This is a genomic window from Phytohabitans aurantiacus (assembly GCF_027923225.1).
GTDB lineage: Bacteria > Actinomycetota > Actinomycetes > Mycobacteriales > Micromonosporaceae > Phytohabitans > Phytohabitans aurantiacus.
This window is the reverse complement of sequence record NZ_BSDI01000069.1, coordinates 25,268-40,843: the sequence shown is the minus strand read 5'-3', so window position 1 is coordinate 40,843 and position 15,576 is coordinate 25,268. Positions and strand designations below refer to the sequence as shown.

At 71.9% G+C, this 15,576-nt stretch carries 13 protein-coding genes; 4 read left to right on the top strand and 9 right to left on the bottom strand.

Features of this window, described 5'->3' with window-relative positions:
* Positions 1-44: 44 nt before the first annotated feature.
* The 3 genes from hemQ to hemE are packed head-to-tail and all read right to left on the bottom strand — an operon-like array spanning position 45 to position 3,120.
* A complete protein-coding gene (gene hemQ, locus QMG73_RS40155) occupies positions 45-746 on the bottom strand; it encodes a hydrogen peroxide-dependent heme synthase (protein ID WP_281904479.1) in 702 nt (233 codons plus the stop codon).
* The gene (gene hemG / locus QMG73_RS40150; RefSeq protein ID WP_281904477.1) at positions 743-2,086 is read right to left on the bottom strand and encodes a protoporphyrinogen oxidase; all 1,344 of its coding nucleotides are present in this window, start codon (positions 2,084-2,086) and stop codon (positions 743-745) included. The genes hemQ and hemG overlap by 4 nt, the downstream gene beginning before the upstream one ends.
* Positions 2,083-3,120 carry a uroporphyrinogen decarboxylase gene (gene hemE, locus QMG73_RS40145; protein WP_407676920.1) on the bottom strand — a complete coding sequence of 346 codons (1,038 nt, stop codon included), beginning with the start codon at positions 3,118-3,120 and terminating at the stop codon, positions 2,083-2,085. The genes hemG and hemE overlap by 4 nt, the downstream gene beginning before the upstream one ends.
* Positions 3,121-3,191: 71 nt before the next feature.
* Between hemE and QMG73_RS40140 the strand changes: the two genes are divergently transcribed.
* Entirely contained in the window at positions 3,192-3,752 is a 561-nt protein-coding gene (locus QMG73_RS40140) for a DUF3000 domain-containing protein (RefSeq protein WP_281904473.1), read from the top strand.
* Positions 3,753-3,827: 75 nt separating this feature from the next.
* Here the strand turns inward: QMG73_RS40140 and QMG73_RS40135 are convergent, their stop codons facing one another.
* Both QMG73_RS40135 and QMG73_RS40130 read right to left on the bottom strand, forming a co-directional pair.
* The gene (locus QMG73_RS40135; protein ID WP_281904472.1) at positions 3,828-4,904 is read right to left on the bottom strand and encodes a hypothetical protein; all 1,077 of its coding nucleotides are present in this window, start codon (positions 4,902-4,904) and stop codon (positions 3,828-3,830) included.
* Positions 4,905-4,939: 35 nt separating this feature from the next.
* Positions 4,940-6,043, bottom strand: a complete 1,104-nt coding sequence (locus QMG73_RS40130; protein ID WP_281904471.1) for a S1C family serine protease — start codon at positions 6,041-6,043, stop codon at positions 4,940-4,942.
* Between the two features lie 182 nt (positions 6,044-6,225).
* Here QMG73_RS40130 and QMG73_RS40125 point away from each other — a divergent pair, with 182 nt between their 5' ends.
* The 3 genes from QMG73_RS40125 (at position 6,226) to QMG73_RS40115 (ending at position 10,877) form a co-directional block, all read left to right on the top strand.
* Complete coding sequence (locus tag QMG73_RS40125) at positions 6,226-7,536, top strand: HRDC domain-containing protein (protein WP_281904468.1); 1,311 nt, start codon at positions 6,226-6,228, stop codon at positions 7,534-7,536.
* Positions 7,537-7,677: 141 nt separating this feature from the next.
* A complete protein-coding gene (locus QMG73_RS40120; protein WP_281904467.1) occupies positions 7,678-8,871 on the top strand; it encodes a thiolase family protein in 1,194 nt (397 codons plus the stop codon).
* Entirely contained in the window at positions 8,871-10,877 is a 2,007-nt protein-coding gene (locus tag QMG73_RS40115; RefSeq protein ID WP_281904465.1) for a 3-hydroxyacyl-CoA dehydrogenase NAD-binding domain-containing protein, read from the top strand. Before QMG73_RS40120 ends, QMG73_RS40115 begins: the two co-directional genes overlap by 1 nt.
* Before the next feature lie 50 nt (positions 10,878-10,927).
* Here QMG73_RS40115 and QMG73_RS40110 read toward each other — a convergent pair whose 3' ends face one another.
* The 4 genes from QMG73_RS40110 to QMG73_RS40095 form a co-directional block, all read right to left on the bottom strand.
* The gene (locus tag QMG73_RS40110; protein WP_281904463.1) at positions 10,928-12,136 is read right to left on the bottom strand and encodes a sensor histidine kinase; all 1,209 of its coding nucleotides are present in this window, start codon (positions 12,134-12,136) and stop codon (positions 10,928-10,930) included.
* A complete protein-coding gene (locus QMG73_RS40105) occupies positions 12,133-12,792 on the bottom strand; it encodes a response regulator transcription factor (protein ID WP_281904461.1) in 660 nt (219 codons plus the stop codon). Before QMG73_RS40105 ends, QMG73_RS40110 begins: the two co-directional genes overlap by 4 nt.
* 137 nt (positions 12,793-12,929) lie before the next feature.
* Positions 12,930-14,261 carry an outer membrane protein assembly factor BamB family protein gene (locus QMG73_RS40100; protein WP_281904458.1) on the bottom strand — a complete coding sequence of 444 codons (1,332 nt, stop codon included), beginning with the start codon at positions 14,259-14,261 and terminating at the stop codon, positions 12,930-12,932.
* The gene (locus QMG73_RS40095; RefSeq protein WP_281904456.1) at positions 14,258-15,559 is read right to left on the bottom strand and encodes an outer membrane protein assembly factor BamB family protein; all 1,302 of its coding nucleotides are present in this window, start codon (positions 15,557-15,559) and stop codon (positions 14,258-14,260) included. Before QMG73_RS40095 ends, QMG73_RS40100 begins: the two co-directional genes overlap by 4 nt.
* Between the last annotated feature and the right edge of the window lie 17 nt (positions 15,560-15,576).

Sequence of the window (15,576 nt, the reverse complement as noted above, 5' to 3'; positions counted from 1 at the left end):
CGTGGGTCACCCACCCGCCCGAACCCCCCACCTGAACCCCACGCCTACGGCAACGAAGCAACCAACTCAGCCACCGACCGCCGACGCCCAGTAAAGAACGGCACCTCTTCCCGCACATGCCGCCGAGCCCGCGAACCCCTCAGATCCCGCATCAAATCAACGATCCGGTGCAGTTCATCCGCCTCGAAGGCGAGCATCCACTCGTAATCACCCAACGCGAACGACGACACCGTGTTGGCCCGCACGTCCGGATAGCCCCGAGCCATCCGCCCATGCTCCGCGAGCATGTCCCGGCGCTCCTCGTCCGGCAGCAGGTACCACTCGTACGAGCGTACGAACGGATACACGCACACGTAAGCCCGCGCCTCTTCACCCGCGAGAAACGCCGGCACGTGGCTCTTGTTGAACTCCGCGGGCCGGTGCAGCGCCATCTGCGACCACACCGGGGCCAGGTGCCGGCCGAGCGCGGTGCGGCGCAGCAGCCCGTACGCCTCCTGGAGCGCGTCGGCCGACGGCGCGTGCCACCAGATCATCAGGTCGGCGTCGGCCCGGAGCCCGGACACGTCATATCCGCCGCGCACCACCACGTCTTTCGCGCCCAGCTGCTCGAAGAGCGCCTCGACCTCGCTCACCAGCGGATCACGCAGCGCCGGCAACGGATCCGCGACCCGGAACACCGACCACATCGTGTACCTGATCGACGCGTTCAGCTCCCGCAACCGCGCGGCGTTGCTCTGCTCACTCATGGTGACAATCCTTTCAGAACCTGGTCGGCGGCCGCCTCGCCGGAACGCACGCACGCCGGGATGCCCACGCCGTCGTAACCGGCGCCGGCCAGGGCGAGCGTCGGCGGCAGCGCGCCCCGCGCCTCGGCCACCCGGTCGAGATGCCCCGGCGCGTACTGCGGCAGCGAACCGCCCCACCGCCGCACGTGCGTGCCGACCGGGGGCGGCAGGGCGGCACCGACCAGTGTGGAGAGTTCGCGGTGCACGTGGGCGGCCAGATCGGTGTCCGAGCGGTGCAGCAGCGGCTCCTCGCCGTACCGTCCCACCGAGCCTCGCACGATCGCCACCCCGTCGGGGCGGGTCAGGTGCGCCCACTTCGTCGTGAAGAACGTCGCCGCCTTCATGAGCGTGCCCTCCTCCGCCGGCACCAGAAAGCCGGACAGGGCGGGCAGCCGCGCGCCGGGCAGCGCGAGCGTGACGAGCGCGACGCTCGCGTAGTCGACGACCGCCTCGGTGTGCAGCAACCGGGCCGCGTGCCGCGCGGGCACCGCGAGCACGACCGCGTCGGCGTGCACCCGCTCGGTGCCGGCCAGCAGCTCCCAGCCCTTCGCCACCCGCCGCAGCTCGCGCACCGCCGTACCCAGCCGGATACGCGCGTCGGTGGCCGCGGCCACCGCACGCACCAGCCGGCTCAGCCCGCCCTGCACGGTCGCGAACACCGGCGTTCCAGGGGGGCGCGGCGCCGCGGCCAGCGCGGCCTTCACCGCGCCGGTCAGCGTGTGCTCGGTACGCGCCGCGGCGGCGAGACCGGGCATCGTGGCGGCCAGCGACAGCTCGTCGGCCCGCCCGGCGTACACGCCGCCCAGCATCGGGTCGACCAGCCGGTCGACCACCTCGTCGCCCAGCCGCCGCCGCACCAACGCGCCGACGGCGACGTCGTCATCGGGCCCCAGAAGCGGCCGGCCTTCGTCGGTGTCGAGGTCCGCCGCTGGCTCAGCCACCGCCTTCACGCTTTCAAGATCACTTGGTACGCCCACCAGCGTCCCGCCCGGCAGTGGCACGAGCCTCCCACCGTGCGCCAACCCCGCCCGCTGGACCGCCGGGTGCACGAGGTCGTCGCCGAGCCCCACCCGGCGCGCCAGGGACATCGCCGCCGAGTCGCCACCCGTGGTGTCTCGCACCAGGAACGCCTCGGCGCCCAGCTCGACGGTCGACCCCGCCACCGTGCCGGTGCGCAGCTTTCCGCCCAGCCAGGGCGCCTGCTCGTACACCGTCACCGCCGTACCCGCGGGCGCGCGCTCCCTGATCCGCAGCGCGGCCGCCAGCCCGCTGATCCCGCCACCGACGACGGCGACCTTCACTGGTGGCCCGCGGTTTCGTGTACGACCTCGACGACCCTCGCCAGCACGTCCGGGTCGATCTCGGGCAGTACCCCGTGCCCCAGGTTGAACACGTGCCCCGGCGCGGCCCTGCCCTCGGCCAGTACGCGGCGCACCTCGGCCTCGACCACCGGCCACGGCGCGAACAGCACGCACGGGTCCAGGTTGCCCTGCACCGCCTTGTCCGGTCCGATCCGCGCGGTCGCCACGTCGAGCGGTGTGCGCCAGTCGACACCCACCACGTCGGCGCCCGCCTCGCCCATCGCGGGCAGCAACTCGGCGGTGCCGACGCCGAAATGGATGCGCGGTACGCCTTCCAGCTGCTGGAGGACGCGCGCCGAGTGCGGCATCACGTAACGCCGGTAGTCGGCCTCGGACAGCGCACCGACCCACGAGTCGAACAGTTGCACCGCCGAAACGCCCGCCGCGATCTGTACCCGCAGGAACTCCAGCGTGATGTCGGCGAGCCGGGTGCACAGCGCGTGCCAGGTGTCCGGCTGGCCGTACATCATCGCCTTGGTCTTCGCGTGCGTGCGCGACGGACCGCCCTCGACCAGGTAGCTGGCCAGCGTGAACGGCGCACCCGCGAAGCCGATCAGCGGCGTCGCGCCCAGCTCGGCGACCAGCAGCCGGACCGCCTCGTCCACATAGGACACATCATCGGGCGTGAGCGGGCGGATCGCGGCGACGTCGGACTCGGTGCGGACGGGCTCGGCGATCACCGGACCCGTGCCCGGCACGATGTCGAGGTCGACACCGGCCGCCGCCAGCGGCACGACGATGTCGCTGTAGAGGATCGCGGCGTCCACCCCGTACCGTCGCACCGGCTGGAGTGTGATCTCAGCCACCAACTCGGGGCGGCGGCACGACTCGAGCATCGGGATGCCGGCTCGCACCTTCCGGTACTCCGGCAACGAACGCCCCGCCTGTCGCATGAACCACACCGGTGTGTGCGGGACCGGCTTCCCCAGACACGCCAGGACGAACGCGGAGTCGTGTGCAGTCATCGCGCCCATCGTGCCACGCCGCTCCCCACCGACGGCGCGGCGGCCCGCGCGGGAGCCGTACGCGGGCTTAGGCTGCGAGCATGGCGCCCACAGAACCGGAGACGTTCGCGCGCGCCGTGGCCGGGCTCAAGGCGGTGAAGCCGCGCCCCGAGATCCTCCTGGAAGAGGTGGCCGCGCCGCAGCGGCTCGCGCCGTACGCGTACGCGCTGATGGGCACGGTCCAGCGCGACGAGGAAGAGTTCGCCACCGGGCGGCTCATCCTGCTCTACGACCCCGCCGGTCACGAGGCGTGGGAGGGCACGATGCGGCTGGTCACGTATGTGACGGCCGAGATGGAACCGGAACTCGCCGCCGACCCGCTACTGCCCGACGTGGGCTGGACGTGGCTCACCGACGCGCTGGAGGCCGAGGAGGCCACGCACGTCGCGATCGGCGGCACCGTGACGCAGACCATGTCGAGCCGCTTCGGCAACCTGGCCGGTCCGCCGCCCGCCGCCGACATCGAGATCCGCGCCTCGTGGACCCCGGTGGGCGAAGACCTCGGCGCACACCTGAGGGCCTGGTGCGCCCTACTGTCCTCGACGGCCGGCCTCCCCCCTCCGGGAGTAACCGCGCTACACGACCGCCGCTTAACCGCATAACCCCGTCTGTTACGTGATCAGGGCGTCCCTCAAGTCGTTAGGACTACTTGAGGGACGCCCTGATCATGGGGTTTGCTAGAGGTACTTGTCGGCCTCGCGGCACGGCGCTGCCAGGGCGTCCGCCGCCTTCTGTGCTCCGGCGGTGTCGCCGTCGGCCAGCTCGGTCAGGAACGTGTTGACCAGGTTCAGGCACTTGGCGATGGCCGCCTTCTCCTTCTCGGTCTGGTCCTTCGCGTTCTTGGTGCCGGCCAGGTCCTGCTCAGCGGTGGACAGCTTCGCGTTGGCCGCCTCCAGGTCGCGCTTGAGCGTGTCGAGCTCGGTGCCCTTCGCCGTGAGCTGCTCGTCGCGGCTGGCGACCTGCGCGTTGAGGTTTTTCTCGGTGCGGTCGAGGTCACCGGACTTGCCGACGTACAGCGCGGTCATCACGCCGCCGAGGATGAACAGCAGCCCGGCCACGATCGCCAGTACCAGCACGGTCGGGTTGCGCTGGGGACCGGCCGGGCCGGCGGGCGCGCCGTACGGGGCACCGTAGGGCGCGGCCGAGTACGGCGCTCCGGACAGCGGTGGGCCGGACATCGGCGGCGGGCCCGAGGCGGGGATGCCGGACGCGGGGTCGTATCCGGGTGCCGCCGCGTAGGCCGGCACCTGCCCGGCCTCGTAGCCGGTCGGCTGGCCCGGCGGCACGTAGGGCGCACCCGACGGCGGCGCGGCATAGGCGCCAGCCGCGGGCTGCGCGTACTCCGCGGTGGGCGTGTACTCCCCGGCGGAAGCGGGCGGCGCGTACGGTGCCCCAGAAGCAGGCGGCGCGGCGTACGGAGCACCGGAAGCGGGCGGTGCCGCATAGGGCGCACCCGAAGCGGGCGGAGCGGCGTAAGGCGCCCCCGCAGCAGGCGGAGCGGCGTACGGCGCGCCGGAGGCCGGCTGCGCGGGGTAGGGGGCGGGCGGCGGGACGGCTGCCGAGCCGGGCGCGTAGGGCGCTGGCTGCGGTGCGGGCGGTGGCTGGGGCGCGGCTCCGGGGTCCGGCGGTGGGTACGCCGAACCAGCCGGCACCGACCCGGTCGGGATCGTGTACGCCGGCTCGTTACCGGAGGGCACCGGCGGAGGTGGTGGTACGTCTCCCGGCTGGTACGGAGAGCCTGGGGGGTGGGACATCGTTCCTCCTGGTGTGCGCCGCGTCGGCGCGCGTATCAACAGATCTTGAACACGTCACAGGCGGTCTTGATCGGTACTGCCAGACCGATCCCCTCGGCGTCGCGCGCTTTCGCGGTCGCGATGCCGACCACCTGCTTGGCGGCGTTGATGACCGGGCCGCCGGAGTTGCCCGGGTTGATGGGCGCGTCGAACTGGATCACCGTGCCGGCGCCGTCTTCGTTCTTCCGGATCGCGCTGATCACGCCCGTGGTCACCGTGTCTTCGAGGCCGAGGGGTGCGCCGACAACCACGATCTGCTGGCCCGACTTGGCGGCCGCACCGGCCATGGTGAGGCCCGTGAACTTGCTGGTCGTGCGGAGCTGCGCCACGTCGTTGCCCTCGTCGACCTTGACGATCGTGGCCGGCCACCGCTGGTCGCGGCGCTCGATGAAGACCTCGCGGTCACCGGCCTCCCAGACCGACTCGACCACGTGGTAGTTCGTGAAGAGGTTGGTGCCGCCGCCGTTCGCCGGCTTGCCGACCGCGAACGCGGTGCCCGTGAACTGTCCCGCCGCCACCCGGAACACGCTGGGCAGCACCTGGTCCGAGATCGCCTCGGGGTTGAACGCCTTGCCCGCCTCGGATTCGAGCGAGCCGGTGCGCTCCTCGATGCCGTTGAACCGGCTGTCGTCCTCCGCCTGCTCCGCGGCGAGCCTCTGGTCGGCCTCGACGACGCGGCTCTGCAGGTCACGGATCTGGTACGCCTGGAAGCCGGCCAGACCGGCGAGGGCCACGACCAGGGTGAGCGCCACGATGCCGGGCCAGGCCATCCGGCGCGGCGGCCGCGCCGTGCCGAAGACCATCGGGTCGGCCATAGCCATCGGCACCGCCGACATCGGCGGCGCGGAGAGGGGGTACGGCGGCGCGGCGTAGGCCGCGGGCTGGTACCCGGGTGGCGCGCTCGAAGGCTCGGGGCCGGGCGGCGGACCGACCGGCGAGCCGAATCCCGCCGCCTCCGGCCGGCCGCCAGGGCGCCGGTACAGCGAGTCGGTGTCGACGGGTGGGCCGCCTGGACGGGCCATCTCGTCGTCGATCGAGTGTCGCGGGCCGGGCAGTGCGGACCCGGACGGTTCTGCCGGCGGGTCGTACCCAGTGCTCATGGCGAGATCCTCGCCCCCTCCCCTAGGACGCCAACTCCACAGTCGCATTGCCGGACAACCCGCCCGCACAGATCATCAGCAGGTGGACCGTACCGCACCGAAACCAGTCTCCTCCCCCGCCGATTCGACGCGCCGGGACCCGGCTGCTCGTTGCTGGCGCGCGGTCCCACTACGGTTGTCGGGTGACCGACGAACCACCCCTGCGCCGTCGGGCCGCGCAACGCCAAGCAGGGGACGGACCACACAACCGAAAGCCGCCGGCGCCGGGAGAGGTGGGTCCCGACCCATTGCCTGACGGGCCCGTTCCGCTGACCGCACCCCGCGAGGGCACCCCCGCGCCTGCGGAAACGCCTGACCAGCTCGCCGAGTTGGTCGGGCGGTTCGCCGCCGGCACGGGACCGGTGGCCATCGACGCCGAACGCGCGTCCGGCTACCGCTACACGCAGCGCGCCTACCTGGTACAACTCCGCCGGGCGGGCGCTGGTACGACCTTGATCGACCCGCTGCCGCTGGGTGACCTGCGCACGCTCGACGAGGCCATCGCCGACGCCGAATGGGTGCTGCACGCGGCCAGCCAGGACCTGCCCTGCCTGGCTGATCTTGGCTTGCGGCCGCGTCGACTTTTCGATACCGAATTGGCCGCTCGGCTGGCCGGATTCGAGCGGGTCGGCTTGGCCGCGCTGACCGAACAGCTGCTCGGGTACACCCTTGAGAAGCACCACTCGGCAGCCGACTGGTCGAGCCGGCCGCTCCCCGAGTCCTGGCTGACGTACGCCGCTCTCGACGTCGAGCTCCTCGTCGATCTCCGGGACGTACTGGCCACCGAGCTGGTCGCCCAGGACAAGGCCGAGTGGGCTGCTGAGGAGTTCGCGGCGCTGGTGGCGTGGGGTGCTCAGCCGCCCCGGCAGCGCCCCGACCCGTGGCGGCGCACATCGGGCATACACCGCATACGCGGCGCTCGGGCTCAGGCCCGCGTCCGGGCGATGTGGTACGCCCGCGACGCCATCGCCGCACGGCGCGACTCGGCACCGGGCCGGGTACTGCCCGACGCCGCGATCATCGCCGCCGCCGAACTCGACCCCAAGGACGAGCGCACCCTGCTGACCCTGCCCGGGTTCGGCGGCCGCTCGGTGCGCCGGCTGGCGCGTACCTGGATCGACGCCCTCGCGGAGGCCCGCGCCCTGCCCGACGACGCCCTGCCCGTGACCCCGCCCCTCGACGGCCCTCCCCCACCACACCGCTGGGCCGAACGCGACCCGGTCGCAGCCGCCCGCCTGGCCCGCTGCCGCGCGGTGGTCACCGAGACGGCGTCCGCGCACACGCTCCCCCCAGAAAACCTGATCACGCCGGACTCGATCCGCCGCCTGGCCTGGACCCCACCCGAGGAGATCACCCCGGAGACGGTGGCGGCGACACTCCGCGGCTACGGCGCGCGCGCCTGGCAGGTCGCGTTGATCGCCGACAACCTGGCCGCAGCCCTGACCTCCGAGTGATCAGGGCGTCCCTCAAGTCGTTAGAGCGACGTGGGGGACGCCCTGATCACCGTGATGTGGGCCACAGCGGGGCGCCTCCCGCGCGCTGGTTACTGACGAGTAGCATCCGAGGGACAGCCTAACCCCACGAGGAGGCCAGCCGTGCCCCGTGAAGTCCGGGACGTCGTCTTTGTCGACGGCGTCCGCACCCCGTTCGGCAAGGCCGGGGGGATGTACGCGAACACCCGCGCCGACGATCTGGTGATCCGCTGCATCCGCGAGCTGCTGCGCCGCAATCCCCAGCTTCCGCCGGAGCGCGTCGACGAGGTGGCGATCGCCGCCACTACCCAGATCGGCGACCAGGGCCTGACGATCGGGCGGACGGCCGCGCTGCTTTCCGGCCTGCCCAAGACGGTGCCTGGGTACGCGATCGACCGGATGTGCGCGGGCGCCATGACCGCGGTCACCACCGTCGCCGGAGGCATCGCCATCGGCGCGTACGACATCGCGATCGCCGGTGGTGTCGAGCATATGGGCCGCCACCCGATGGGCGAGGGTGTCGACCCGAACCCGCGGATCCTCACCGAAAAGCTGGTCGACCCCTCGGCGCTGGTCATGGGCCAGACCGCGGAGAACCTGCACGACCGCCTGCCGCACATCACCAAGGAGCGCGCGGACGCGTTCGGCCTGGCCTCGCAGGAGAAGACCGCCAAGGCGTACGCCGACGGCAAGCTGCAGCAGGATCTGGTACCGGTGGCTGTGCGCGACCCGGAGACAGGCTGGGGCCTTGCCACGGTCGACGAGGCGCCCCGCGACACCAGCCTTGAGAAGCTCGCCACGCTGAAGACGCCGTTCCGCCCGCACGGCCGGGTGACCGCGGGCAACTCGGCGGGCCTCAACGACGGCGCCACCGCCAGCGTCCTCGCCGCCGAAGACGTGGCCCGCGAGTTGGGCCTGCCGGTCGGGATGCGCCTCGTGTCGTACGGCTTCGTGGGTGTGGAGCCGGAGGTCATGGGGTACGGGCCGATCCCGTCGACGGAGAAGGCGCTGCGCATCGCTGGACTGTCCATCGAGGACATCGGGCTCTTCGAGCTGAACGAGGCGTTCGCGGTGCAGGTACTGGCGTTCCTCGACCACTTTGGCATCGCCGACGACGACCCGCGGGTCAACGCGTGGGGCGGCGCGATCGCGATCGGGCACCCGCTGGCGTCGTCCGGGGTGCGGCTGATGACGCAGCTGTCCCGCCAGTTCGCCGAGCACCCCGAGGTGCGGTACGGCGTGACCGCCATGTGTATCGGCATCGGCATGGGCGGCACGGTCATCTGGGAGAACCCACACTGGGAGGGGCAGCGCTGATGGCATATCAGGAAGTCGTCACGAAGGCGTTGCTGCGCCTCATCGACGTACCGGGGCTCGACAAAAAAGCCGCACTGATCACATTGGACAATGGCTTCGACCACAAGAAGCCCAACACGTTCGGCCCGGAAGGGCTCGCGAGCCTCGACACCGCCATCACCGAGGCGCTGAGCAAGGACCCGGCGTTCATCGCGGTCACCGGTAAGCCGTACATCTTCTGCGTCGGCGCGGACATCACCGGCCTCACGTCGCTCAGCGACCGCGAGCAGGCGCTGGAGGTCGGCCGGCTCGGACACAAGGTGTACGCGCGGCTGCGCGACAGCGCCGTCCCCACCTTCGCGTTCGTGAACGGCGCCGCCATGGGCGGCGGCCTCGAACTGGCGCTGCACTGCCACTACCGCACGCTGTCCGGCGGTGCGGCGGCGCTCGCCCTCCCCGAGGTCCTGCTGGGTCTGATTCCCGGCTGGGGCGGCACGCAGCTGCTGCCGAACCTGATCGGCATCGCGCCCGCCGCGCAGGTGATCATCCAGAACCCGCTGATGCAGAACAAGATGCTCAAGCCCGCCCAGGCGGCCGAGATGGGCATCGCGGACATCCTGCTGGAGCCGGCGGACTTCCTGGAGCGGTCGCTGGAGTGGGCGGCCGGCGTGGTGCGCGGCGACGTCACCGTCACCCGGCCGGAGATCGACCGGGACATGTGGGACGGGGTGCTGTTCTTCGCCCGCAAGACGCTCGACGACCGGCTGCACGGCGCGGTGCCGTCGGCGTACAAGGCGCTGGAGTTGCTCGCCCTCGCCAAGGACGCGCCCTTCGCGGACGGGACCGCCGCCGAGGACGAGGCGCTCGCCGACCTCGCGCTGAGCGAGGAGCTGCGCAGCGGCCTGTACGCGTTCGACCTCGTGCAGCGGCGCGCCAAGCGTCCCGCCGGTGCGCCGTCGCCGGCCCTCGCCCGCGACATCACCAAGGTTGGCCTGGTGGGCGCCGGCTTGATGGCGGGCCAGATCGCCCTGCTGTTCGCCCGGCGGCTGGAGGTACCGGTCGTGCTGACCGACCTCGACCAGACGCGGGTCGACAAGGGTGTCGCCTACGTGCAGGGCGAGATCGACAAGCTGGTCAGCAAGGGCCGGCTGGCCGAGGGCAAGGCCGCCAAGCTGCGCGGGCTGATCAGCGGCTCGGTCGACAAGGGCGCGTTCGCCGACGCCGACCTGGTCGTGGAGGCCGTCTTCGAAGACCTGGCCGTGAAGAAGCAGGTCTGGGCCGAGGTCGAGAAGGTCGTCTCGCCGGAGGCGGTGCTGGCGACCAACACCTCGTCGCTGTCGATCAGCGCGCAGGCCGCCGACCTGGAGCACCCCGAGCGGCTGGTCGGGTTCCACTTCTTCAACCCGGTCGCGGTCATGCCGCTGCTGGAGATCATCCGGGGCGAGCACACCGACGACGCCACGCTGGCCACCGCGTTCGCGGTGGGCAAGGCGCTGAAGAAGTCCTGTGTACTGGTCAAGGACGCGCCCGCCTTCGTGGTGAACCGCCTGCTGACCCGCTTCCTGGGCGAGATCTTCGCGGCCGTCGACGAGGGCACCCCGCTCGACGTCGCCAACGAGGCGCTCGACCCGCTGGGCCTGCCGATGCGGCCGCTGCCGTTGCTGCAGCTCGTCGGCCCGGCCGTGGCGTACCACGTGGGCGGCGTCCTGCACGGTGCGTTCCCCGACCGCTTCCCGGTCAGCGAAAACCTCAAGCGCATCGCTGACTCGGGCCGGCCACTCCTGGTCGACAACGAGGTCGACCAGGAGGTCGCCGGCCTGCTGGAGGTGGGCGACAAGCCGTCGACGCCTGAGCAGGTACGCGAGCGGGCGCTCGAAGCGCTGGCGGTGGAGATCCGGCTCATGCTCGACGAGGGTGTGGTCGCCGAGGCCGCCGACATCGACCTGTGCCTGATCCTGGGCGCCGGCTGGCCGTTCCACCTGGGCGGCATCACCCCGTACCTAAAGCGAACCGGCTACCTCAGCTAAGTGATCAGGGCGTCCCTCAAGTCGTTAGAGCGACTTGGGGGACGCCCTGATCATGCGGAGGGTCGGACGCTCGCTGTCGCGGCCACTACGGGGGTGGTGTGGCCGGCGGGAAGCGTGACGGTGACCTCCAGGCCGCCGCCCGGCTGGGCGGCGGCCGTCACGGTGCCGCCGTGCGCGTCGCACACCGCCCGCACGATCGACAGCCCGAGCCCTGAGCCGCGCGCTCCGGTGCGTTCCCGGCCGCCGCGCCGGAACGGCTCGAAGAGGCCCGGCACGTCCGCCTGGTCGACCTCGAAACCCGTGTTGCCCACCACCAGCCAGGCGGCCGCCGCGTCGGAGCCCGTGCGCGCCCACACCTTGCCATGCAGGTGGTTGTAGCGGATCGCGTTTTCGATGAGGTTGCCCGCGAGCCGGTCGAGCAGGCTCGGGTCGCCGACGACGGGAGCGGGCTTCAGCGACGTGGTGACGGTGAGCTTGAGGCGGTCGGCCTCACCGCGTACCGCTGACAGCGCGTTGGTCGCGGCGGTCGACATGTCGGTCGGTACCTTGCGCACCAGCCGCCGTCCGGACTGCGCTTCGCTGCGTGCCAGTACCAGCAGGGCATCGACGAGCCCGTTGGCCCGCTCGGACGCGTCTCGCACGACGGTGGCCATCCGCCGGAACTCGGCTACGTCCGCCTCGTCGTCGGCCAGCGTCACGTCGATCTCGGTGCGCATGACGGCGAGCGGGGTACGCAGCTCGTGCGACGCGTTGGCGACGAACCGTTTCTGCGCCTCGAAGGACTCGCCCAACCGGTCGAGCATCGCGTCGAACGTGCCCGCCAGTTCGGCCACCTCGTCGTCCGCACCGGAGTACCGGATGCGCTGGTCGAGCGTCTCCTCCGACAGCCGCTGCGCCATCGAGGTGACCTGGTGCAGCGGGCGCAGCGCCCGGCCCGCCACCGCGTACGCCCCAGCGACACCGACCACGCTGATCGCCAGGAGGGCGACGAGGCCCTTGGCGAGCAGTTCCTGGGACGCCGCGTCGACGACCTGCTCCTGCCAGTCGCGGGCGTCGAGCGACCGGCCGTCGGCCAGCTCGACGGTGGTGCCGTCGCGTAACTGGTCGGCCGGGCGCAACGCGTCGCCGACCAGCAGCCAGGCGAGCATCACCAGGATCGCGCCGGCGCCGACCAGCAGTACGCCGTTGAGCAGCGTGAGCCGAAGCCGGAGCGTAGGTCTGAGCCGGTGCCGCCCCGGCCGTCCAGAGTAGACGGTCATGCGGTCACCCGATATCCGGCGCCCACTACCGTCTCGATCAACGGTGGGTCGCCGATCTTCTTCCGGAGGGTCATCACCGTCACCCGGACGGTGGTGGTGAACGGGTCGGTGTTCGCGTCCCAGACCCGCTCCAGCAGCTCCTCGCTCGACACCACGCCACCGCGCGCCTTGAGCAGTTCCTCCAGTACGCCGAACTCCTTGCGGGTCAGGTCGACCGGGATGCCGGCGCGGGTGACCACGCGCTTGGCCGGGTCGAGCAGAAGGTCGGCGACCGCGAGCACCGGTGGCGCCGCCGGTGTGGCTCGGCGGCCGAGCGCCTGCACCCTGGCCACGAGCTCGTCGAACGCGAACGGCTTCGGCAGGTAGTCGTCGGCACCCAGCTGAAGCCCTTCGACCCGGTCGGCGACGGTGCCGCTCGCGGTCAGCATCAGTACCCGGGTCAGCGCCCCCGACGAGACCAGGTCGGCGCAGATCTGGTCGCCGTGCACGCCCGGCAGGTCGCGGTCGAGCACCACCACGTCGTACCGGGTGACGAACGCCATCTCGTGGCCGGCCGAGCCGTCGTACGCGACGTCGACCGCCATGCCCTGCCGCCGCAGGCCCCGCGCGATCGCGTCGGCCAGATTTCGCTCGTCTTCGACCACCAGAACCCGCATCCCCGGTCCACCTCCCGTGACAGCCTCCGCTTGAAGCTGTTAAGCCCGCGTGAGACAAAGGCTAGGGCCTGCATACCAAGGGATCTGATCCAAATCAGGATCTGGGCTACGCCCGGAATTTCTCTTGAACCAGAACGCTAGGTCAGCCGCCACACGCCCACGGAGGCATCCAGCCTGCGACACAGGATCGCGTCGGCCCGCGCCTCGCAGTCGCCGATGATGTCGGCCGCCGCCTGGATGACCCGCACCGAGAGCGTGACCGGGTCCAGCCACGCGAACCAGGCCCGCAGCGTGCTCAGATCGATGCGCACGCCGGGCAACCGGCCGTCTGGCCGCGCCGGCCCGAGCGGCAACCACTCACCGAGTACGCCCAACTGGCGCCCCGTGGCGGGGTCGGCGACCACGAGCGGGCCCCGGCCGGGCCGGCGGTCGGTCTGGTTGACCACCAGGCGGTCGCCCACGCGGCGCGGGTTGGACCAGCCCGGTTTCAGCCAGCGGGTCTGGCCGGTGGCCGGGTCGAGCACGCGCAGGCCGCCGAGGCGGGACAGTACGCACAGCGTCGCGCCACAGTCGGTCGACACGAACTCGGTCGACGGGTCGACCTCGGCGCTCCACCGCCGCTCCAGGCGTCCCAGCCCGTACGCGGTGACCACCTTGCGGTCCTGGCGCACCAGGAGCAGGTCACCGGCGAGCTGCACGTACCGGGAGGGCTCGGCCGGGCGGCGGGGCGGCAACAGGCCATCCGCGGCCGCGATCAGGTGGCCGTGCTCCAGCTCCCGCACCTCGACCCGCCCGGACGGCAGGAGCGTCACGACGCGCACCGGACGCTGGTTGTGGTACCGGTATGCCAGCCAGCCTCCCACCGGTACCCGATAGGACCAGCGGACAGCGGCCGTGCCCGGCTCGACGGCCTCGAGCGCCTCGCGCCCCGTGCCGGCGGCGGGTACGCCGTTCGGCGCGGTCCAGAGCAAGACGTTGCCGCGTTCCGGGGTGACGCCCTCGAACTGAGCCCGGCGCCGCCACATCACCCGCCCCGTGTCTTCGCCGACGGCGATGGTCTCGACCGACTCCAGCAGGTTGGGATGGGTGCTCACCAGCATCTGGCCCTCGGCCGCTCCGACGCCCCGCACCGCACCGGTGATCGGCAGCGGGGCACGCCACCGCAGCCGCGCGTCCGGCAACGCGTACGCGGCGATCGTGCGCGTCCCGGCGGGCCGGCCGTGGCTGCCATCGATCACGTAGTACGTGTCGCCTTCGCCGAAGGCCAGATCACCCAGTGCGGCGGGAATCGTGGCCTCGGCGAGCGGGTGCGGCAGGGGCGCCGCGGCACCGAGAGTCACGCCCAGCGTGGCCAACCCAACGAGAGCCGCGAACCACCGCCGCGCGGCCGGCGACCAGCCGGGCTCGGGCGTGGGCTCGGGCGGCTCGTGCCGCACCTCTCCCAGCTCGATGACGCCAGTGCCGGTCACTCGTCCAGTTTGCGCCGCGGATACCACACCGCGACAGCTCCGCCCGTGCGCGTGCACGTGACGACGAGTTGGCCGGCCTCGCAGGCGAACGAATCGGGCACCGCGCCGAGCACGTGGATGCTCCGGGCAACCGGATCCAACTCGGCGATCCAGGAACGGCCGGTGCCGGGATCGGTCCGCGCCGCGTACATGCGCCCAGCGGGGTTGATCGCCGCCGGCCGCGTCGACCAGCGTCCCAGGTCGGCGATCTCGTGGCCGTCCGCGGGGTCTATGACGGCGACCCGCATCGGCTCGGATTCGGTGCCGAACGCGAGTAGTGCCGACCCGACCCGCCACATCCAGCTCCACCGGTCGCTGACCCATCGGGTGCGGCCCGTCGCGCGGGCGATGACCCGCATGCCCGGCCCGTCCCCTCCGACGCACAGGGTGCCGCTGGCGCATTCGTCGGTCACGTACTCGTTCATCAGGTCGATCTCCGCCTGCCAGACGGGCTGGAGCCGGTCAAGGTCGTACGCGGTGGTGACGACCCGCTCGGGCGGCCCGGCGACCAGCAGCAGCCCTCCGACGAGCTGCACACCAGGGTTGCTGTCGGCCAGCGGGTTGATCACAGGGGGAGGCACCTGGCCGCGGATCACCAGTCCGCCGGTGCGGCGATCGCGCACCTCCACGGCGCCGTCACCGCGCCACCGCACGATCCGGTCCCGGTTGTAGAGCACCATCTCCTCTCTCGGCACCTCGAGCGACCATCGCTCCACACCCGTACGCGGGTCGAGCGCCATGAACAACGACGTCCCGTCGTCGCGCGGGTCGTGCGACAGGAACACCTGCTCGGCGCTGGTGTCGCCGAGCCATCCGGCGCGCCGCCACAGCACCTTTCCGGTGTCCGCGTCGAACGCGATCGTCTCCGGTGCATACGCTTCGGCCAGCGCGTAGAGGATGCCGCCCTCCGAGACCGCCGTGCGTAACGGCCCGGCCGTCGCCACCCTCGTGCGCCACGCCTCCTGCCCGGCAGGCAGGCGATATTTGACGATCTCCCGCTCGCCCTGACCGAGCGCGTCGAGGCTGGGGCTCAGCAGGTAGACCGAGTCGGTGCTGTCCGAAACCACGAACCGGTCACCGATCGCCGCCGGGATATCCAGCATGACCAACGCCGGCCGCACCGGCGCGGCGCCCGCCGCGAGCAGGGCCACGACAAGCGCGGCCACGACACGAACCGCCCGGCGCTGTCGCGGCGTCCAGGGCGGCGGCCGGTCGTCGCCTACCGGCGCCTCCCGCACCTCCCCCAGGTCGATCACCATACGGTTGTAATCCCCCG